The organism is Parafilimonas sp., from assembly GCF_047606085.1.
Lineage (GTDB): Bacteria > Bacteroidota > Bacteroidia > Chitinophagales > Chitinophagaceae > Parafilimonas.
Genome location: NZ_JASGEX010000010.1, coordinates 18,378 through 39,875, shown reverse-complemented (window position 1 = coordinate 39,875; position 21,498 = coordinate 18,378). Strand labels below are relative to the sequence as shown.

The window sequence follows — 21,498 nt, the reverse complement described above, 5'->3', positions numbered from 1 at the left end:
TAATTTTAAACAGCTTATTAAACAAGTGAACTGGTGAACCCGTGAACGCCTGAACTCTTCCTTAATTATTCTTTCCTTTCAACATAGGTACAAAAGAAAAATAATCAAACCATTCTTCATCATAACTGCCATCAGCCTTTTTTGTAAGGCGCAGCATGCGTTGCTTATCGCCTTCATTAACCGGCAATACCATTAAGCCGCCGGTTTTTAACTGCGTTACAAGCTTTGGCGGAATAAAAGGCGCCGCGGCAGTTATGAGTATTTTATCAAACGGCGCATAAGCGGGCAGGCCTTCAAAGCCATCGCCGTAAAAAAATTTTATGTTAGGATATCTGGCTTTGAAGAAGAAGGATTTATTGGTATCGTACAATTTCCGCTGCCTTTCTATTGTATAAACCCAGGCGCCCAGTTCTGCCAGTACGCTTGCCTGGTACACGCTGCCGGTGCCTATCTCCAGAATTTTATCGCCGCGATGTACGTTTAATAACTGTGTTTGATAAGCCACGGTATAAGGCTGGGAAATAGTTTGATCAGCCGCTATGGGAAAAGCCCTGTCTTCATAAGCAATTTTATCGAAAGCAGAATCCAGAAAAAAGTGCCGGGGCACATTGTACATAGCTTCCAGCACCAATTCAGATGTGATGCCCTTTGTGCGTAAAGAATCTATCAGTTTTTTTCTTAGCCCTTTATGCTGGTATGTATCTTCCAGTTTTCGCATGGCTGCAAACCTAAAAAGCTTGCGATAACTTTCAATAAATCCTGCAGAAATTATTACTGGTATTTTAAATTCAGGTTAGTGTCAGGCAACAAATTACCGGTAATTCCGGCCCATAGAATAAAAAGTGTTTTTTTATTGATAAAATATAACGGATACATTATATTACTTAATTAACCCTTTGTGCGATTGAAATATAAAGTTGAGTATTTAGTATGATGAGATGCCCGGTCAAGCCGGGCATGACGTGCAAGTGGTAGTGTTTTACTCTTGCTTCATCAGGTTTGTAAAAAACAATGAGCCTCTTGCCCGTTTTTCCCACGAAAGTGGGAATCTCTTAAGTAGTTTTAAAGCCCTTATTGTTCTATTAATACTTTAATCGTACAACGGGTTCAATTAATATTTGTTTACCGTAGTAAATTAATTATGTTGAACATTTTTTCCTTCCGTTTTTTTTACAACAGCTACCATTATAGGCTCTTTCTCTATTATGATTGCCTGCTTGTAATATTGCTTATAAAAGTCTTTTGTCATTAAATTAACCTGGTAATTATACTTTTTGTTCTTCTTTGCAGGACCATAGAGTTTGCTGATAAGCACATGATCAAAATCTGTATTCGCATAATTATTTAATATGGTGTTATCCACTTTCTTTTCATCTATCCAAATACCATACCGGCTGGGATTTTTAAAGGCTTCAAACTGTTTTGCAGTGGGCGTGATTTTGGAAAATGGTTTTGGAGAAGCAAGAAAATATACAATTTGTTTGTGCTGCTGTTCATCACTCATTTGCTTAAAGATTCCGATTAATCCTTGCTTATCTTCTGCAGTAATATTGTCACCAAAATATCTTAATCCATTTTTCTCCTTTTCGTATTTATTAATTATAGCGGCATATTCATCCAATAATTGCTGTGATACGCCATTTTTTGTAGAACCAATTGTCTTACCCAAAACATAAGGGCGCGAAGTATCCTGGTACTCTGGCTGAATGTCTTCCAACTGTACATTTATAATTTTCATGTTAGCGGTATCTTTCGGCCGGCTTTTTTTTGCCTGGCCGCTTGCCTGCTGGTCTTCCAACTGCACATCAACAATTTTCATTTCCTGCGCAAAACTTTTCTTACTGAAGAAAAATACGGCTGCTGCAATTACTATTGCTGCAAATGATTGCCTGCAAACGGCAGCTACTTTATTTGATTTTGTTTTTGTAAGCATGATCAATCGTTTTTTGGTTATTAAATAGTTGAAATGATTTGCCATACATAAATTGGCTGAACCGGCAGAATGGTTTAAAAGCAATAATTGATAAGCCTGTTTATTATGGCCCGGTGCGGCTGCTTCATCAGCAAGAAACTCGTGGTTAAGCTGGATAGCTTTTTTGTAGAAATATAAAGCAGGATTAAACCAGGCAAATGCAAGCAGCCATTCAATAAATAAAATATCGAATGAATGTTTTTGCTTTATATGTGCAAGCTCGTGCCACAAAATTTCCTCCTGAATCAACCTGCTTTCAAAATCATTCTTATTCAGAAAAATGTACCTTAAAAAACTGTATGGCTCCGTTTTATTTTCAAGCAGTACAAGCGTTGTATTGTTATACGATACATTGGCATTTGATCGTATCGCATACATAATGGCTGCCAGGTTTTTAATAAACCTGAATAAAAAGAAGCAGGTTACTATCAGGTACAACACCAGCCAGTGGTACATCTGAAAAGTATTTTTAAGAGGCGCAGTCTGTTGCGGCAAAATGTAAGCGGGCAGCGCGGTGTTTACGGCCGCAGCTATATGGGTTACGGGAGCGCTGCGGGTATGTATTTTAAAAGTGAGCGCAGGTATTATAAAGCACAATGCCACTGTAAGCAAAAGATAAAACCGCTTAAACCTGTGAAAGGTTTCCCTTTCAAACAATATGCGATACGCCAGCAAAAACAATGCAGCGCACAAGGCCGTTTTTAAAAGATAGGCTGTCATTTCTTCTTTTTTTGAATTTGCGCATCAATAATTTTTTTCAACTCCTGCAATTCTTCAGCAGACATATTGCTCGACGCAGTAAAGAATGAAGCAAACTGCAGGGCAGAATTCCCAAAATAATCCTGGATAATCCCTTTTACGTGCTTTGAGAAATAATCTGCTTTTTTTATTAAAGGATAGTACTGCCTTGAATTGCCAAAAAGCGTATAACCGATAATGGCTTTATCCTGCATGCGTTTTAAAAGCGTTGCAACCGTTGTTGCGGCAGGCTTTGGCTCAGGGTACGCATCAAGAATATCTTTAAAGAAAACTTTTTCCTGCCGCCAGATTATCTCCATCAACTGTTCTTCTTTCTTTGGTAACTTAACATTCTTCATTATATGAATCATTTCTATAAATGTAGAATAATTATTGAAAGAACAAAAATCTTTTACACCTGTATAGATTTTGGGGGCATATTTCAAATTCACCCTGCCCCGCGGCGCAACAAAAGCAGTATACACCACATTGAAAATGAAATCATTAAAATAGGCGTATATATAATTTTCGCAGGCGGGTGGACACCCACCTGCAGAATCCGCTACCGGTCGGCGTATGAAGCAAAAATTTGAAACGCCCTGCGATTCGGGTGCTATAGCTTTATAATTACCCAAAAAAATGTATCTTGCATCCAACAAATAAATAATGAAATTCCTCTCTGCTAATTTAGACCTGCTTAATCACTAACATTCCGGCTGCTGCAACGGGCAATATTTTATGCCCCGTAATCATTTCATTGCTCATTATTCATCACTCATTATTTTATTATGCTTACGGCTGCATTACCCGGGAAAACCGAATATTATTTACAATTGGAAGAAGAATTTGGCGCACATAACTATCATCCCCTGCCTGTAGCTTTAGAGAAAGGCAAAGGCGTTTTTGTGTGGGATGTGGAAGGAAAAAGATATTATGATTTTCTAAGCGGTTATTCTGCCGTTAACCAGGGGCATTGCCATCCACGCATTGTAAAGGCGCTGATTGAGCAGGCACAAAAATTAACGCTTACTTCCCGTGCATTCTACAACAACCTGCTCGGAGAATATGAAAAATTCGTGGCTGAATTATTTGGTTATGACAAATTACTGCCGATGAATACAGGCGTTGAAGCAGTGGAAACAGCCATCAAACTTTGCCGCCGCTGGGGTTATGAGAAGAAAGACATTAAAGATGGCGAAGCAAAAATTATTGTGTGCGCAGATAATTTTCATGGCAGGACTACAACAGTAATTTCTTTCAGTACCGATCCTTTATCCAATTCAAAATTCGGCCCGTTTACGCCCGGGTTTATTGTTATTCCATACAACGATATAAATGCTTTGCAAAAGGCATTGGAAGATAAAACAGTCGCCGGTTTTTTAGTTGAGCCTATACAAGGAGAAGCAGGCGTTGTGGCGCCGGAGGAAGGCTATCTTTCAAAAGCAAAGCAAGTATGCGAAGCCTGTAATGTGTTATTTATTGGCGATGAAATACAAACAGGCCTTGGGCGCACCGGCAAAATGCTTGCCTGCGATCATGAAAATGTAAAGCCGGATATTTTAATTCTTGGCAAAGCTTTAAGCGGCGGCACCATTCCGGTTTCTGCTGTATTGGCCAATGATGAGATCATGCTGAATATAAAACCGGGCGAACATGGTTCTACTTACGGCGGCAACCCTTTGGCATGCGCGGTTGCCCTGGAATCAATAAAAGTATTACAGGAAGAAGGCATGATTGAAAATGCTGCAGCAATGGGAAATTTGCTGCGCAGTGAACTGCAAAAGCTGAACGCTCCTTTTATATCAACTATCCGCGGCAAAGGTTTATTAAATGCTATTGTAATTGAACATGCCAATAAGGATGCTGCCTGGGAACTTTGTCTTCAGCTTAAAGAAAATGGATTACTCGCAAAACCAACGCATGGCGACAAAATACGTTTTGCGCCGCCGCTTGTTATTTCAAAACAACAAATATTGGAATGCATTGATATTATTGACCGTTCATTAAAATGTTTGGGATAATTATAGTATTATATTAACTATAAATTGTTGTATCCTGAGTGAGTTGTGGGTATGTTTCACGAACAATTAAATTTGCCGCATGCATTATGTATCTGCAGAAGGAATAACGAAAAGTTTTGGCGCCGGCGATCTTTTTAAAAACATTTCATTTCATATATCAGAAGGCGATAAAATTGCTTTAATTGCCCGCAATGGTTTTGGCAAAAGCACATTGCTTAACATACTTGCCGGCAAAGAAACGGTTGATGAAGGCGAGGTTTGGATAAATAAAGATGTAACCATTGCTTTATTTGAGCAGGAGCCAAAATTTGATGAAAATAAAACGGTACTTGAAAATATTTTTCATACCAACCATCCCATAATTGCAGCCATAAAAGAATATGAGAATGCGGTGGAATTAAATGATGAAAAAACCTTATCATCTGCATTAACAAAAATGGATGAGCTGAATGCCTGGGAATTTGAAAGCAGCGTAAAACAAATTCTGGGCAAGCTTAACATTCATCATCTTCAGTCAAACATCAGTGAATTAAGCGGCGGGCAAAGAAAACGCATTGCACTGGCGCAAACGCTTATTGATATTGGCTTTGAGCATAAACACACTTTATTGATAATGGATGAGCCAACCAACCATCTCGATATAGAAATGGTTGAATGGCTTGAACATTATTTAAGCCAGCAGCATGTAACCTTATTGCTGGTTACGCACGACCGTTATTTTTTAGATGCCGTATGCAATGAAATATGGGAAATTGATAACGCAAGATTATACACCTACAAAGGCGATTATGAAAATTATTTAGAGAAAAAAGCCGCCCGTATAGAAAACGAACAGGCCAATATTGATAAAGCAAGAAATTTATACCGCCGCGAACTGGAATGGATGCGCAAGCAGCCAAAAGCGCGCACCACAAAATCTAAAAGCCGTATTGATGCTTTTGCAGAAACAGAACAGAAAGCGAAGCAAAAAATGGTTGACGACCAATTGCAACTGCAAATAAAAATGAGCAGGCTCGGCGGTAAAATTGCCGAGATGAAAAAAGTGTATAAATCATATAGCGATAAAATTATCCTCAAAGGCTTTGATTATACATTTAATAAAGGCGAACGCATTGGAATTATTGGTAAGAACGGTGTAGGCAAATCAACATTCATCAACATCCTGCAAGGCATTGAGCAGCCGGACAGCGGTAAAATAAATATCGGCGATACGGTTGTATTCGGTAATTTTTCGCAACAGGGCCTCGTGATAAAAGAAGACATGCGGGTGATTGAATACGTAAAAACCTTTGCAGAAAGCTTTCCATTGGCAAAAGGCGGAAGCTTAAGCGCAGCGCAGTTCTTAGAGCTGTTTTTATTTTCACCGGAAAAACAATACACATTTCTATCATCGTTAAGCGGAGGAGAAAAGAAGCGCCTGCAATTATTAACGATATTATTCCGTAACCCTAATTTCTTAATTCTCGATGAGCCAACCAACGATCTTGACCTGCCCACCTTAAGCGTGCTGGAAAATTTTTTGCTTGATTATCCCGGCTGTGTTTTAATTGTATCGCACGACCGCTATTTTATGGATAAGCTGGTTGGTCATTTATTCGTATTTGAAGGTAATGGTGATATAAAAGATTTTCCGGGTAATTATACGCAGTATAGGCTGGAAGAAAAGAAAGCAGTTGACAGTTTAAAGATGGCAGATGGCAGAAAGAAAAATGAGCCCGCAGCCAACACTCAACCGCCATCTGCGAACCGCAAGCTGAGCTATAAAGAAAAGCGTGAATTTGAATTGCTGGAAAAAGAACTTCCTGCGCTTGAAGCAGAACAAAAAACATTAACGGAAAAATTAGGCGGCAATATTAGCTTTGAAGAAATTACCACGGTAAGCGAAAGGCTGCAGCAAATTAATACCCTGCTTGAAGAAAAAGAAATGCGCTGGCTGGAGTTAAGTGAATTTGCTTCCTGAGATGAAATTATACATCCGTTTTTTGGCAATTGATGTAAATAGGCCTGTATTGTTCATTATTAATTTTGTTCTATGCTAAACAACGATGAAGAAAAGAAAAGACTGATGCCTTATGTATTCGGTATAATAATCGTGGGCGCCATTATAATTATATCTTTAGTTGACTGGATATTCAGGTTATTCTGATCGTTTTATTTTAATGGCATTCTTATTTTATAAAAAAATCATCAATGGAAATTTTAGGGATTGGTTCACGCATAAAGCATCCTTCGTTTGGAACAGGTGTGGTTATTCGTTTAAATAAAAGGAACTACGATGTTTGTTTTGCTGAAGCAGGGATAAAACCTGTTTCAAAAGATTTTGAACTGGAAATTATTGAAAGGATAGAACCGGAATATACTGTAAGTTTCACTGAAGCGGAAGATGCGCTTATAAAAATATTGCGCGAATGGAGCGACGTTACAGAAATAATTCCTTTGGGAGATAAATGGAAAAACGGCCTGATGATTTTAAAACCCGGCGATGCCGCCTTAAAAGAAAAAGAAGTGCCCATTGAAACATTCTTTCATAAGATCGTTATGCTGCGCGACAGGCTGCGTGTAATGGAGCAGCGCATTAACGCTCATAAATTATTATCTGATGAAGACAAAGTTGATCTTCAGCAATACATCACACGTATTTATGGCAGCCTTACCACTTTTAATGTATTGTTTAAACATTCCGGCGATCAGTTTGTGGGCGAGAAAATCCTGTAATTAAAATGCCTTTCAATGAATTAAAAGACCAGCTCCTGTACAATTTTTATTTTGAAAAAATTATAATTCCGCCTGGCTTCGGTTTTTCCATATCTGAAATGAAAGTGCATGGCTGTTTATAAATATTTTTTTTAGTGCTCAAAACAAAAAATTCTAACTTTAGCATGCTGATTATTTGAGAGAAACGCCGGATTTGTTCCCTATTGAAAATTGGTCACGACTATTTAACAGCTTATTTATTGAGGTGAATTTTTCGGTCCTTTCAGCTTTATTCATCACTGATTAATTAACCCATCAATATGCTAACAGTTTTTATTCATTCAAACACCACCAAGGGGTAGCTGAAAACCTTTTAAAAGAGTAAGCGCTAATCTTTAATCACAAAACATTCACATGAAAAAGAATTTTTACACCATTACTATGGCAGTGCTTGGCGGCATGGCCGGCATTAATGGTTTTGGCCAGGCCAATACTACTTTATCTAACCTTGAATCACCCACTTCGGTGAACCAGAGTTTGCTTCCTAAAAGCGCAGCCACCTATAATCTTGGCAATGCTTCAAAGGCCTGGAAAAACCTATATATAAGTACGGGCTTGTATTTAAATGGCACGCTCAGCATACAATCCCCGGGAACAAACAATTTTTTTGCAGGCCCTTCAGCCGGAAATACCACATTAAGTGGAAACAATAATACGGGGCTTGGGTTCAACGCACTGTATTCAATTACTACTGGTAATTGCAACACGGCTACAGGTGTAAGGACTTTATACAAAAACACAACCGGATTTGGCAATACCGCTTACGGGTATTATGCACTTCAAAGCAATGTTTCGGGCAGAACCAATACGGCCTTCGGATACAATGCGCTGTATCTCAATACTACGGGATACAGCAATATAGCCATAGGCGCAAGGGCATTATACAAAAATACCACCGGCAGCCAAAGCATTGCCGTAGGCGATTCTGCGCTGTTTAACCAAACCGGCGGTGACGGGAATAACAGCGCCATAGGCAATAAAGCATTATATGCTAACACTACCGGCGCTAATAATACAGCCAGTGGATTCAATGCACTGTATTCAAATACCACGGGAAATTACAATACGGCCGCAGGCGTAAAAGCATTATACTCAAACACTACCAGTTTTGGCAATACCGCTTACGGGTACTATACACTCGGAAACAATGTTTCCGGGAGCACCAATGCAGCCTTTGGGTACAATGCCCTCCGTTTGAATACTACGGGGCATAGCAATATAGCCATAGGCGCCAGGACGTTATACAAAAACACTACCGGCAGTAACAGCATTGCCATTGGCGATTCCGCCTTATTTAATCAAACCAGCAGCAGCCGGAACACTGCCATTGGCAGCAAGGCGCTGTACACTAATACTACCGGCACCGGTAATACGGCCATAGGGTACCAGGCAGATGTAACATCCAGTGGCCTGACCAATGCTACGGCCATAGGCGCTAATGCACAGGTTGGCGCATCCAACAGCCTGGTGCTGGGCGCTTCGGGTACGAATGTAGGTATTGGTACAAGTACACCATCCACCCCGCTTCATGTGGTTGGCAACCAAACATTGGAAGGTAATTTAACTTTCACAGCCAGCTCTCAATCCATCCAGTTTGCCAACCCCGGCACCGCACCCGCACCTATGATGTATATGTTCTCTTCAGGAACTGTAAATGCTGACCGTATGGTTATTGCACACTCCCCATCTTTTCCTGACTGGGGGTTACAATATTCCGATAACGGCGATCAGTTTGATTTTCTCGGAGCTAGTTCAAGCAGGATGACGGTTAACCTTTCAAGCGGGAATGTAGGCATTGGCGTTACATCGCCTGTTTACAAGCTTGAAGTTTGCGGAACTATACGTGCCAAAGAAGTACGTGTTGAAACCGGATGGTGCGATTACGTGTTTGAAAAAGATTACAAGCTCAGGTCAATTGATGAACTGGAAAAGTATATTAATGACAATAAACATTTACCAGGCATTGCATCTGCAAAAGAAGTTGAATCAGAAGGCCTGAAGGTAGCCGAGATGAATAAGGCCATGATGGAAAAAATTGAAGAGCTTACGCTATATGTTATACAGCTAAGCAAGGAAAACAAGCAACTGCAGGCAGAAATTGATGCCTTGAAAAAATAAGTTTATCCACCAGAAAATAATTTAACATGAAAAACTTTATCCGGTATATAACGGAAAATATCCGGCCGCCTTTATTACTGTTCACAGCCCTGTTTGCCGCAGCAACAGCTTCAGGCCAAAAAAACGCCCCGCTTGGTGCGCAGCCTGAATATAAACCGCCTGCTTACACCTTGCATGCCTGTGGCGTTTATTCATCATCGGCCGGTAAACGGGTACAGGCTATATCTGTAACTTATGGCGGTAACGGGTGCACAACCATCATTACACCAGGCGCTGACACGGTTTATTTTACAGCAAGGGATACTATTGTGCTGCTGCCCGGCTTCAGGGCAGAGGCAGGCGCCAACTTTGTGGCCCGCATTGAACCATTGCAGGAAAGTACCGGCAATACCTCTGATGCCGCTACCGCAAATACATTGGTAAACCAAAGTATAAATGTTACGCCCAACCCGTTTGCCGATGCATTTGTATTAACCATAGAGGCAAAAGCATATAGCAGGGCTGATATAACAATGTATAATTCCTCCGGCATAAAAGTTATACAGCGGCCCGGCGTTAGCCTTAGCAAGGGCAGCAATAACTTAACCTTAGATGGTTCCAAACTTGCATCAGGCGTTTATATGCTCGAGGTGAGCTTAGGCGGTTCAACACTGATAAAGAAGATTATAAAAAGCAATTAGAAGCACGTTTGCTTTCAATAAAAATTTATACAAACAGGCTTCCTGTATTCCGGGAAGCCTGTTCTGTATCAGGGTGCATTAGGTAATGATGTTATCGAAATCCTGCGCATTATTCTTTGCCCGCTCCCACTCTTTTGCCGCAATTACCATTCTTATCTCCCCATAGCTTATGCTGTCGCCTAATTTCTCTTTAATGGGCGTGATGGATGTGCCTTCAAAATTTTCAAGAAGCGGTTCTATTAAAACGAACTTTTCCCTTTCCACCAGTTCATTAATTGATATGATGCCACGCTGAACATAGAAAGCAAGGTGGCCTTCGATCGTTCCAACTGAAAGGTTGCGCAGCTTTGCAATATCGGCAATCTGGTTACCTTCCCTGAACAAAGCATAACTCACATTTTTGGTGTCTTCCTTTATTGTTTCCGATTTTTGCTTGCGTTCCTTTTTTGGCTGCATGCCTGCAACGGATGATGCAAGGTTATGTTCATTGCAATATGCATTAATCACCTCTAAAAAAAGATAACCATATTGCTTTGCCTTAGCCTGCCCAAAGCCTTTTATCTTAACGATCTCCTCCAAATTCTGTGGCAGATATAATGCCATTTCATCAATAGTGGCGCTGTTGGCAACATAATAGATAGGAACATTTTTTTGATCGCATATTTTATTTCGCAACGCCCTTAATTTTTTATGCAATTCAGGATGAGGTGATTCTGTCTTTTGCTCAGACGCCGTTGCATAAGCATTCACATAAAATGAAGGCGCTGCAAAATTCTTTTTATAATGATAATACTGGCTAACAGAAAATTGTTCAATGCAGCATTGCAGCAAATGCCGTTTCTCAGCAAGCAGTATAAAAATTTCTTTCAGCCCATCATTATACACTTTGGCATGTTGCTTACTATCGGTGCTGGCGGGCGATTGCCTCAGTGTTCCCATCAATACTTCGAGCTGTTTTGCAAAATATTCTGCGGCGGAATGCAGCCTCTGCTGAATGCCGTCATTCTCTTCCGGCAAATCACCGGTAATAAAAAGTTTATTCAGTTGCAGCTTAAATTTATCAGCCACCGTTTGCAGTTCTGTTATTGTTTTCTCTATGCCATCAAGCCACAATAACAGTTCCGCATTGTACGCAGCTTTATTATCTTTTACCGTTTTGTTTAATTCTGTGCATTGTTTTATCACTGCAGCAAAATCAAACAAGGCCAGCAGCAAATTTTGCTGGTATATTTTTTTGGATTGATGCAGTTGTTCCTGCAGGTTTTCTTCTGTGGCAGCCTGTTCAGAAAATTCAATTATCCGCTTATCTGTTTGCAAACCCGAAGGTGTAATCTGGCTTTTCAAAACAATGCCGGTTAAAGATGTACAACGGCTTAATGCTACATACACCTGGCCCGGCGCAAAAGCCCGGCCGGCATCAATTACAGCCTTCTCAAACGTTAAGCCCTGGCTTTTATGTATGGTAATTGCCCAGGCCAGCCGTAAAGGATACTGGACGAATTTGCCTATCACATCTTCTTCCAGTTGCTGCGTTTGCTTATCTACAGCATAACGGATGTTTTCCCAGGTTTCTTTGCTCACTTCAATCTCGCCAGCCTCGTCTTTACATTGAACAAAAATGGCATCCTCTTCAATTTTTGTAACCGTGCCTATCTTCCCGTTAAAATATCTTTTTATTTTTTCTTTATCGTTCCTTATAAACATTACCTGCGCGCCAATTTTAAGCTCCAGCTTTTCATCGGCAGGATACGCTTTCTCATTAAACTCGCCCGTTACTTCTGCTTTGAATAAGAAAGCTTTTCGCTTAAGCTTTGCAAGCTCTTCCGCATTGGTACTGTCTGATTTATAATTATGTGTTGTAAGAAAAATATAGCCATCATTACTGCCCAATTCAAACCAGGGATCGTAACGGCTGTTCAGCAAATCCATGCCCGCATCGCTAAGATTATTATGCCGCACCTCATTTAAAAGATGAATGAATTTCTCATCGCTCTGCCTGTATATTTTCTGAAACTCAACATATACCGGTGGAAACTGCCGCATTACCTGGCTGTCAAAAAAATAAGGGCTGCTGTAAAAATCGCGCAGTAAATTCCACTCATTGTCGGGGATGATAGGCGGCAACTGGAACATATCGCCAATAAACAAAACCTGCACACCGCCAAAGGGCTCATTATAACGGTAACGAAAATGCCTTAAAACCGTGTCAATGGCATCGAGCGTGTCACATCGCACCATGCTTATCTCATCAATAATCAATAGTTCCAGTTGCTGCAGCACTTTGCGCTTTTCATTATTCAAACGCATCCTGCCCAACAGGCTATGTTTGTTCACAATACTATCACCTGGCATAAAGCCGCTTGCTTCGGGAATAAATGGCGACAAAGGCAACTGGAAGAAAGAATGAATGGTTGCGCCGCCGGCATTAATGGCAGCCACACCGGTTGGCGCGGTTACAGCAATCTGTTTAATGCAATTTTGCCTGATGTGCTTTAAGAAAGTGGTTTTGCCGGTGCCGGCTTTCCCCGTAAGAAAAATATTGCGGTTGCTTTCGTTCACCAGGCTCTCTGCAAGCTGAAATATTTTATTGTCGCTATCAATAGCCATAAGGCTAATCTGGAATTTTAAAAGTTAATAATGCAGGCTTTATTCAAATCAATACAAATATCCTGTAAAAGGAATAAACTTTGCCGCTTTAAACATAAATCAGCAACATGGCAACTATTTTACTTACCGGCGGCACAGGCATGATCGGCACAGCGCTTCAGCGATTTTTAACCGGCAAAGGTTATTTGGTTATAGTATTGGTGAGGGATAATGCAGCATATTTAAAAGCCAATAATATAACCTGCGCAAAATGGAATGTGGAAAAAGGAGAAGTAGATAAGGAAGCCATTGCTGCCGCAGATTATATTATCCATCTTGCCGGCGCCAATGTTGGTGAAAAGAGGTGGACAAAAAACAGAAAAAGAGAAATAGTAGAAAGCCGTGTTAAAAGCGGGGAGCTGATCGTAAAATCACTCGGCGAAATACCCAATAAAATCAAAGCGGTTATCAGCGTGTCAGCTATTGGCTGGTATGGCCCTGATACAGCCGCTTCAAAACGCAATGGCTTTACAGAAAATGCACCTGCTGATAATGATTTCTTAGGCAATACCTGCAGGCTTTGGGAAGAAAGCATAAAACCTGTTGAAGCATCAGGCAAACGCTTAATTATTACAAGGCTTGGCATTGTATGGAGTAAAGAAGGCGGCGCTTTGGCTGAATTTAAAAAACCGCTTAAAGCCGGTATGGCAGCCATACTGGGCAACGGCAAACAAATGATAAGCTGGATTCATATTGATGATCTATGCAGGCTTTTTTTATTTGCTATTGAACAGGAAAGTATGCGTGGCATTTATAATGCTGTTGCTGACGAAACCATATCAAACAAAATATTTACGTTAACGCTTGCGGGTAAACTGCGTGGCAGGCTTTTTATACCTGTATATGTTCCTGCATTTGCTTTAAAATTAATGATGGGCGAAATGAGCATTGAAGTGTTGAAAAGCACTACGGTAAGCAATAAAAAAATACATGATGCAGGTTTTACTTTCTTATATCCTTCGGTGGAAGCAGCGTTGGAAAATTTAACTACAGGTCGTCTTTCTGAAATTTATTGAATGAAAGAAATACAAACAAGCCTATATACACAAGGCATGTAACAAATAACGTAGTTGGCGGCGGCGCGTTGTTATAAATAATTTTAGAGCCGAATGTTACAGGGATAAGCGTATCACTCGCCTGCAATGGAAAATAGTAGCGAATGGTACCATCGCCACTTAAAAATTTATAATCAACAAGCCCGCCAATCAATTGCTCGAACACAAGCCCGTACAAAAAGAAAACAGCCATTGCCAAACCGCTGCGGCGCATTAAAACGGCCAATATCATAGCAGTAAACAAATAGCAGAGCGTTTGAATAAAGCTGTAGCCGATATACTCAATACCATTAAAGGAAAAAGTTTTGCTGTAGCTGCTTCCAAAATAAACGGCAATCAGAAAACAGCAGGCTGTTGTAATAACTGCAATTATTAACCCGAATAAAATTTTAGCCAAAACAAACTGGCTCCTTGTTAAACCATCAATAATATTCTGGCGATGCGTTTTAAAATTATATTCGTTGGTTATAACCAGTATCATTAACATGCCCGGAAAATATAACAGCCAACTGCTTACCCAGGCAATGGTTTGATACACTGCCGGAAAATCATAAGGGAAAATAGTCACCGGCATATTATTCTTTTTTATTTCGCCCTGTACATTAAATGCAATCTGGTTTATACCGTACAGGCTTATTACATACAGCGCAAGAAATATCCAGAAAGCGCGATAGTGCTTTACTTTAAGCCATTCGAGTTTTAATAAATGCGCCATGGTTTATATTTAGAGGTATGGGGTATGAGGCCTTACATCCTATACCTTTATCCTTACACCTTATTTGTGAGCTCCAGGAATTTAGTTTCAAGGCTTTTTTTCTTTACCTGCAAATGATTCAATGCAATGTTATTTTCAAAACAATATGCATTCACAGCAGCAGCATTTGCATTGCCATTCGCAAAAAATAATTGCAATACATTGTTATGCTTTTTTACAGATGAAAAGCCGCCCATCCGCTGCAATACATTTTCAAGCATCGTTAAATCATCTGAAGCCACTTCAATTATTTCATCAGTTACGAGCGCTTCGTCAACGCTGCCAGCCGTTAAAAGATTGCCATTTTTGATTATCGCTACATGCGTGCAAATCTTTTCCACCTCATCTAATAAATGGCTTGCCATAATAATGGTTTTACCTTCTTCAGCAAGCCGCTTTATCAGCTCTCTTATTTCAGCAATGCCATTCGGGTCAAGGCCATTGGTTGGTTCATCAAAAATCAAAACCTGCGGATCGCCCAATAAACAGGAAGCAATAGCAAGCCTTTGTTTCATGCCCAAAGAGTAAGTATTGAATCTGCTTTGCCTGCGCTGATAAAGATTCACTTTCTGCAGCACATTATCAATTTCATTAAAGCCTTTGCCTTTTATATGGGCGGCAACCCGAAGATTTTTTTCGCCGGATAAATAATGATAAAAATTAGGCGTTTCCAGCAAAGTGCCCACCTGCTTACGCACCGCTGCATCAGCAGGTTCACCCAATAAAGTAAAACTGCCGGATGATGGCTTTAATATATCTAAAATAATTCCGAGCAGGGTTGTTTTACCGCTTCCGTTTGGGCCAAGAATACCATACACGCTGCCTGCCGGCACGCTGAACGAGACATTGTTTAAAGCCGTAATGGTTTTATAATGCTTGGTAACATTGTTTATTTCAAGAACAGGCACAATAAATTTTTACCAAATAAAACTAACCAATTTTGAATAAGCCGCGCTGAAATATATGAAAGGCAAAAAACCAGTATTGTTGCCTGCAGATAGACTGGCTCAGTCTTTTCATACTAAGCCAGTCTATTACTAATGCGAACACAAAAATCACAGAATGAAACCGAGCATGATAATTTTTCTCACACAGGGGAATGTACATGGCGAGGTTCCATGAGACAACTGAAAAACAAATATGCACGCATGAAATTTTAAACGAAATTGCACGCATGAAAAAAATTGCAGTGATTCCTGCACGGTATGCATCAACCCGCTTTCCGGCAAAGCTGATGCAGATGCTTGGCGACAAAACAATTATAAAAACTACTTATGATAATACGGTAGCAACAGGTTTGTTTGATGATGTAATGGTGGTTACCGACAGCGAAATTATTTACAACGAGCTGCAACATGATAACGTTGTAATGAGCAAACAAAACCACGAAAGCGGCAGCGACCGTATTGCAGAAGCCATTGCCGGTATTGATTGTGATGTAATTATAAATGTACAGGGCGATGAGCCGTTTGTTGATGCCGTTATACTTAAAAATTTATTGACGGCCTTTGACGATAAACGTGTAAATGTTGCAAGCGTAATGCATGAATTGTTTGAGCAAAGCGACATTGAAAACCCAAACAATGTAAAAGTGGTGGTTAATAAAAACAATGACGCTTTATACTTCAGCCGGGCGGCAATTCCCTTTGTTAGAGATGCAGGCACAAAGGCAAGGTATTTTAAGCACATTGGCATTTATGTCTACAGGAAAGAGGCTTTGCTGCAGTTTACAACATGGCCGGCAGGCGAACTGGAAAAAATTGAAAAGCTTGAGCAACTGCGTTATCTTGAAAATGGCATTAATATAAGAATGGTGTTAACCGGCCATGCAGGTATTGGTATTGATACGCCGGAAGACCTTGAACTGGCAAAGCAATTTCTAAAGCAACAACAAAATATAAATAACTGATGCAAACACTTACCTGCACATTGATCCAGTCAAAATTATACTGGCAGGATGCTGCTGCCAACAGGCAAATGTTTGCAGAAAAAATAAATGCCATTCAACAAAAAACGGAGGTTGTTATTCTGCCTGAAATGTTTTCAACGGGCTTTAGCATGCAGCCGGAAAAGTTTGCAGAAACGATGGATGGCGATACGGTTGCCTGGATGAAGAAGACAGCGGCTTCAAAAAAGATTATCATTGTTGGCAGCCTGATGATAAAAGCTCCCTCTCTTTTGGAAAGGGCTCAGGGAGAGGCCTTCTATAACCGTTTAATCTGGATGCTGCCGAATGGCGATTATGGTTATTATGATAAGCGCCATTTATTCGCTTATGGCGATGAGCATAAACATTATACAGCAGGCAATAAAAGATTAATTGCATCGGTAAAGGGCTGGAAGATAAACCTGCAGGTTTGCTATGATTTAAGATTCCCTGTCTGGGCGAGGCAATCCCTCCCGCTCCACCTGTGGAGCGGGACCGGGGGTGAGGGTGAATATGATGTGTTGATCTATGTGGCCAACTGGCCCGAGCGCCGCGCCGCTGCATGGAAAACTTTATTGCAGGCAAGGGCGATAGAAAACCAGTGCTATGTTATCGGTGTGAACAGGATTGGCGATGATGGCAATGGCATTTATCATTCGGGCGATAGTATGGTTATTGATCCGTTGGGTGAAATTCTCTATCATAAAAAAGATGAGGAAGATATTTTTACGGTTGAATTAAACAAAAAACATCTTGAATCTGTAAGAACAAAATTGCCGTTTTTAAAAGATGCCGACAGGTTCATTATCACAAATGAATAATCAATGTCGTTTAGTTAAAACTTTATTTTGTAAAATATTCAATAATCATTTTATAGACGCTTATAATTGAATATTGGTTGTTGTGTATTCCTGCCCGTCCGGCAGGCGGAGAATATTGAGCGTTTTTCTTAATTAAACGGCATTGAATGAGTAATATAAAAATATACCTGGCAGAAAGGGTATTTACCGGTTACGGCATGCTACCGCAACATGCTGTTGTTGTAGTAAATGATGTAATTGCAGAGGTAATTCCATTAACAGCTATACCAGCTGATGCTGAGGTTATTGATTACAAAAACGCTTTGATTGCGCCTGCGTTTATTGACATACAATTATATGGCGCTTATAAAAGGTTGCTCTCTGCTTACCCTGATGCGGAAACGGTAAAAGCTATTTATACATACAGCAAAGCAGGCGGTTGTTCGCATTGCATGCCAACCGTGGCTACCCATACTTATGAAACCATTTTTAAATGCGTTGATGCAGTAAGAGCTTATTGGAATGCAGGCGGAGCAGGCGTTTCAGGCCTGCATGTGGAAGGCCCGTGGATAAGTCAGGCCAAACGCGGGGCCCATAATCCCGACTGGATTTTTTCTCCTTCCATCCAGCAGGCAAAAGAATTGTTGGAGCACGGAAAAGAAGTAATAAAAATAATAACGCTTGCACCGGAAGTTGTGAGCAAGGAAGTAATTGAACTTATTCAATCGTACAATATTATTATCTCTGCAGGCCACAGCAATGCAACGTACGAACAGGCCATACAAGCATTCAGTACAATAAAAACGGCAACGCATTTATACAACGCCATGAGTGCTTTCCGGCACCGTGGGCCGGGAATGGCGGGCGCCATATTCGATCATGCATCTGTTAACTGCAGCATTGTGCCTGATGGTTATCATGTAAGCTTTCCTGCGATACGTATCGCTAAAAAAATTATGGGCGAAAGATTATTTGCCATCACCGATGCAGTTACCGAAACGCATGAAGGCTATTACACGCATATAGTAGACGGCAATAAATATGCTGCCAATGGCATTCTCAGCGGCTCTGCATTAACTATGAATAAATGCGTGAAAAATTTTGTTGAGCATTGCAATATTGATATTGAAGAAGCCTTGCGCATGTGCAGCCTTTATCCTGCAAAAATTTTGGGCAAAGAAAATGAACTCGGTATTATTGCAACAGGCAGAAAAGCAAATATGGTGGTATTGAATGATGAACTTTCTGTTGTGGAAACGATATGCATAACGGGTACATAAATTATACGCTGATTGCAATCTTCTTATGTGTTTGGATATATTATTGAAAGGAAGAACAACAGAACAAAAAGCAAAGCTTTCTTCGCAGGCATGAAAAAAATAAGCTTTAAAGTCAGGGCCTTTGAGCCATCGTGGCATTTCTGCTAATCCAGCCTTTCAAAGCAGTCTCCTCTGTACATTTGAAGCTCGTTTATTTATTAAGTTTTATTTTTATTTTGTTGTCGGCTTGGGTAGTGCTGTCCCCGGAGCCTGCCTTCGGGCTGCACCGGAACGCGATGAAATGCTATAGCCGGTCATCCAAAAAGAGTATATCTAAAACAACAATATGCCCAGGAGTATTATTGCAGGAATTGGGATGTATGTGCCCGAGCATGTTTTCACCAACAACGACCTCACCAAATACATGGATACGAGTGATGAATGGATACAGGAACGCACCGGTATTAAAGAACGCCGCTTTGCCCACCGCACACAGGAAACAACAGCCACCATGGGCATAGAAGCCGCAAAGATTGCTATAGAAAGAGCCGGGATTATGCCGCAGGATATTGACTTTATTGTGTTTGCCACACTCTCGCCCGATTATTATTTCCCGGGTTGCGGCGTAATTGTGCAGCGTGAATTAAACATGCCTGAAATTGGTGCGCTTGATGTGCGCAATCAATGCAGCGGCTTTGTATATGCATTAAGCGTGGCCGACCAGTTTATACGCAGCGGCACGTATAAAAATATCCTGGTTATAGGCAGCGAGAAACATTCTTTCGGCCTTGACTTTAATACGCGCAGCCGCAATGTATCGGTTATATTCGGTGATGGCGCCGGCGCCATTGTATTACAACCAACAGAAGATGAAAACCGCGGTATATGCAGCACGCATTTGCACAGCGATGGCAGGAGCGCTGAGATGCTTGCCATGTATAACCCCGGCACACATGCCAACCATTGGCAGGAAGGCCTTGCAGATTTTGATGATGCGGAAATAGGCGACATGTTTGAAAGCCACGCCATGATTGATAAAGTGCAGAACCACCCGTTTATGGATGGCCCGGAAGTGTTTAAAAAAGCGGTGGTAAAATTTCCGGAAGTAATAATGGAAGCGCTTGATAAAAACGGCTATGCGCCACAGGATATTAAACTGCTTATTCCGCACCAGGCTAACCTTCGCATAAGCCAGTTTGTACAACAAAAATTAAAACTGGATGACGGCCAGGTGTATAATAACATTCAGAAGTATGGCAACACAACGGCGGCATCCATTCCAATTGCTTTATGCGAAGCCTGGCAGGAAGGTAAAATACAAAAAGGCGATCTTGTTTGCCTTGCCGCTTTCGGCAGTGGTTTTACCTGGGCCAGCGCATTATTAAAATGGTAAAAGATTGCGCAGCATGCAGTAATGTTTTTCGCAGGCGGAGACGCCCTGCGATCCCGCTATCTTGCTTCCGCCATCTGTACAATGTCTTCTACCTTATAAGCCCCGGCGTCTAATTTCTGTTTTGTTTCGCTGAAAGCCTTTAAGGTTGCTTCAATATCCTCATCTGTATGCGCCGCAGTGGGGATGAGGCGGTAGATGATGTGCCCCTTGGGAATGACAGGATAAACCACTATTGAACAGAATATGCCGTAGTTTTCCCGCAGGTCGGTAACCATGGCCGTGGCTTCGGGCACGCCGCCTTTCATGTAAACCGGTGTAACTACAGAGTCCGTTTTACCAATATCAAAGCCTTTTTCCTTTAAGCCGGTTTGAAGTTTTAATGCATTCTTCCACAGCCTTTCTTTTAATTCGGGCATGGAGCGCAGCATTGCCAGCCTTTTTAAATTGCCTATTACAAAAGGCATGGGCAGGCTCTTTGCGAATATTTGCGAGCGTATATTATAACGTATAAAGTCTATTATTTCTGCCGGGCCTGCCATAAAAGCGCCAATGGAAGCCATTGATTTGGCAAAGGTGGAAAAGTAAAGGTCAATCCCATCCTGGCACCCCTGTTCTTCACCCGCGCCGGCGCCTGTTTTCCCCAGCGTGCCAAAGCCGTGTGCATCATCAACCAATAACCTGAACGGGTATGTATCTTTTAAGGCAACAACTTCTTTTAATTTTCCCTGGTCGCCGGCCATGCCAAATACACCTTCTGTAATTACCAGTATGCCGCCCTGCCCTTGTTTTTCAATTAAAGCAGCGGCACGCTGCAATTGCTTTTCGCAATCATTCACATCATTATGGCGAAAAACATAGCGGTGGCCGGGGTGCAGGCGCAGGCCGTCAATAATGCAGGCATGCGATTCTGCATCATACACCACCACATCATGCCGGCCGCAAAGCGTATCAATAGCGCTCATGATGCCCTGGTAGCCATAGTTTAAGAGAATGGCATCTTCTTTATGCTCAAACTCGGCCAGTTCTCTCTCCAGTTGTTCATGGTAAATGCTGTTGCCGCTCATCATCCGGGCGCCCATTGGGCAGGCAAGACCAAATCTGGCAGTGGCATCCGTGTCTGCGTTACGCACGTCAGGATGATTGGCCAGGCCCAGGTAATTATTTAAGCTCCAAACAATTACTTCTTTGCCGCGGAACTGCATCCGATTGCCAATTTCACCTTCCAGCTTGGGAAAAGTATAATATCCGTGTGAGCGTTTGCGATGCTCACCTATAGGGCCGTAGTTTTTAATAAGCCTTTCAAATATATCTGCCATTATAGATTGTTTTCAATTTGATCAAAGCAACAGTTTAAAAAAACTGTGCAAAGGTAAAGGATTGA

The 21,498-nt window shown here is 41.2% G+C and carries 17 protein-coding genes; 10 read left to right on the top strand and 7 right to left on the bottom strand.

The genetic code is table 11. The features are described 5' to 3' along the window. Positions 1-61 precede the first annotated feature (61 nt). From QM629_RS01130 to QM629_RS01120, 3 genes are all read right to left on the bottom strand, one after another. Positions 62-718, bottom strand: a complete 657-nt coding sequence (locus QM629_RS01130) for a protein-L-isoaspartate(D-aspartate) O-methyltransferase (RefSeq protein ID WP_415156324.1) — start codon at positions 716-718, stop codon at positions 62-64. Between the two features lie 417 nt (positions 719-1,135). Next, positions 1,136-2,692, bottom strand: a complete 1,557-nt coding sequence (locus QM629_RS01125) for a M56 family metallopeptidase (RefSeq protein WP_415156322.1) — start codon at positions 2,690-2,692, stop codon at positions 1,136-1,138. Continuing rightward, the gene (locus QM629_RS01120) at positions 2,689-3,069 is read right to left on the bottom strand and encodes a BlaI/MecI/CopY family transcriptional regulator (protein WP_415156320.1); all 381 of its coding nucleotides are present in this window, start codon (positions 3,067-3,069) and stop codon (positions 2,689-2,691) included. The genes QM629_RS01125 and QM629_RS01120 overlap by 4 nt, the downstream gene beginning before the upstream one ends. A 429-nt stretch (positions 3,070-3,498) precedes the next feature. Between QM629_RS01120 and rocD the strand changes: the two genes are divergently transcribed. The 5 genes from rocD to QM629_RS01095 all read left to right on the top strand — a co-directional run bounded on the left by rocD (position 3,499) and on the right by QM629_RS01095 (position 10,283). After that, positions 3,499-4,731 (top strand): ornithine--oxo-acid transaminase, encoded by a 1,233-nt coding sequence (gene rocD, locus QM629_RS01115; RefSeq protein WP_415156318.1) that lies wholly within the window; start codon positions 3,499-3,501, stop codon positions 4,729-4,731. A 79-nt stretch (positions 4,732-4,810) separates the two neighbouring features. Next, positions 4,811-6,691 (top strand): ABC-F family ATP-binding cassette domain-containing protein, encoded by a 1,881-nt coding sequence (locus QM629_RS01110; RefSeq protein ID WP_415156316.1) that lies wholly within the window; start codon positions 4,811-4,813, stop codon positions 6,689-6,691. Between the two features lie 230 nt (positions 6,692-6,921). Further along, on the top strand, positions 6,922-7,446 hold the full coding sequence (locus tag QM629_RS01105; RefSeq protein ID WP_415156314.1) for a hypothetical protein: 525 nt from the start codon (positions 6,922-6,924) through the stop codon (positions 7,444-7,446). A 393-nt stretch (positions 7,447-7,839) separates the two neighbouring features. Beyond that, a complete protein-coding gene (locus tag QM629_RS01100) occupies positions 7,840-9,603 on the top strand; it encodes a hypothetical protein (protein ID WP_415156312.1) in 1,764 nt (587 codons plus the stop codon). Positions 9,604-9,629: 26 nt separating this feature from the next. Then, a complete protein-coding gene (locus QM629_RS01095; protein ID WP_415156310.1) occupies positions 9,630-10,283 on the top strand; it encodes a T9SS type A sorting domain-containing protein in 654 nt (217 codons plus the stop codon). A 78-nt stretch (positions 10,284-10,361) separates the two neighbouring features. On the opposite strand, the gene QM629_RS01090 is transcribed toward QM629_RS01095, so the two are convergent. Beyond that, positions 10,362-12,890 carry a helix-turn-helix domain-containing protein gene (locus QM629_RS01090; protein ID WP_415156308.1) on the bottom strand — a complete coding sequence of 843 codons (2,529 nt, stop codon included), beginning with the start codon at positions 12,888-12,890 and terminating at the stop codon, positions 10,362-10,364. A 107-nt stretch (positions 12,891-12,997) separates the two neighbouring features. On the opposite strand from QM629_RS01090, the gene QM629_RS01085 reads away from it, so the two are divergent. Then, positions 12,998-13,945 (top strand): TIGR01777 family oxidoreductase, encoded by a 948-nt coding sequence (locus QM629_RS01085; RefSeq protein ID WP_415156306.1) that lies wholly within the window; start codon positions 12,998-13,000, stop codon positions 13,943-13,945. Here the strand turns inward: QM629_RS01085 and QM629_RS01080 are convergent. Next, positions 13,917-14,699, bottom strand: a complete 783-nt coding sequence (locus QM629_RS01080) for an ABC transporter permease (protein ID WP_415156304.1) — start codon at positions 14,697-14,699, stop codon at positions 13,917-13,919. The two genes, QM629_RS01085 and QM629_RS01080, sit on opposite strands and share 29 nt — an antisense overlap. 53 nt (positions 14,700-14,752) lie before the next feature. After that, positions 14,753-15,646: an ABC transporter ATP-binding protein gene (locus QM629_RS01075; protein ID WP_415156302.1), complete on the bottom strand. Its 894-nt coding sequence runs from the start codon at positions 15,644-15,646 to the stop codon at positions 14,753-14,755. A 266-nt stretch (positions 15,647-15,912) separates the two neighbouring features. On the opposite strand from QM629_RS01075, the gene kdsB reads away from it, so the two are divergent. The 4 genes from kdsB to QM629_RS01055 all read left to right on the top strand — a co-directional run bounded on the left by kdsB (position 15,913) and on the right by QM629_RS01055 (position 20,117). Continuing rightward, positions 15,913-16,647, top strand: a complete 735-nt coding sequence (kdsB, locus tag QM629_RS01070; protein ID WP_415156300.1) for a 3-deoxy-manno-octulosonate cytidylyltransferase — start codon at positions 15,913-15,915, stop codon at positions 16,645-16,647. Continuing rightward, the gene (locus QM629_RS01065; protein WP_415156298.1) at positions 16,647-17,486 is read left to right on the top strand and encodes an amidohydrolase; all 840 of its coding nucleotides are present in this window, start codon (positions 16,647-16,649) and stop codon (positions 17,484-17,486) included. The genes kdsB and QM629_RS01065 overlap by 1 nt, the downstream gene beginning before the upstream one ends. Positions 17,487-17,632: 146 nt before the next feature. Then, a complete protein-coding gene (gene nagA, locus QM629_RS01060) occupies positions 17,633-18,745 on the top strand; it encodes an N-acetylglucosamine-6-phosphate deacetylase (RefSeq protein WP_415156296.1) in 1,113 nt (370 codons plus the stop codon). A 325-nt stretch (positions 18,746-19,070) separates the two neighbouring features. After that, positions 19,071-20,117, top strand: a complete 1,047-nt coding sequence (locus tag QM629_RS01055) for a 3-oxoacyl-ACP synthase III family protein (protein WP_415156294.1) — start codon at positions 19,071-19,073, stop codon at positions 20,115-20,117. A 56-nt stretch (positions 20,118-20,173) separates the two neighbouring features. Here QM629_RS01055 and QM629_RS01050 read toward each other — a convergent pair whose 3' ends face one another. After that, positions 20,174-21,433: an aminotransferase class I/II-fold pyridoxal phosphate-dependent enzyme gene (locus QM629_RS01050; protein WP_415156292.1), complete on the bottom strand. Its 1,260-nt coding sequence runs from the start codon at positions 21,431-21,433 to the stop codon at positions 20,174-20,176. Positions 21,434-21,498 lie beyond the last annotated feature (65 nt).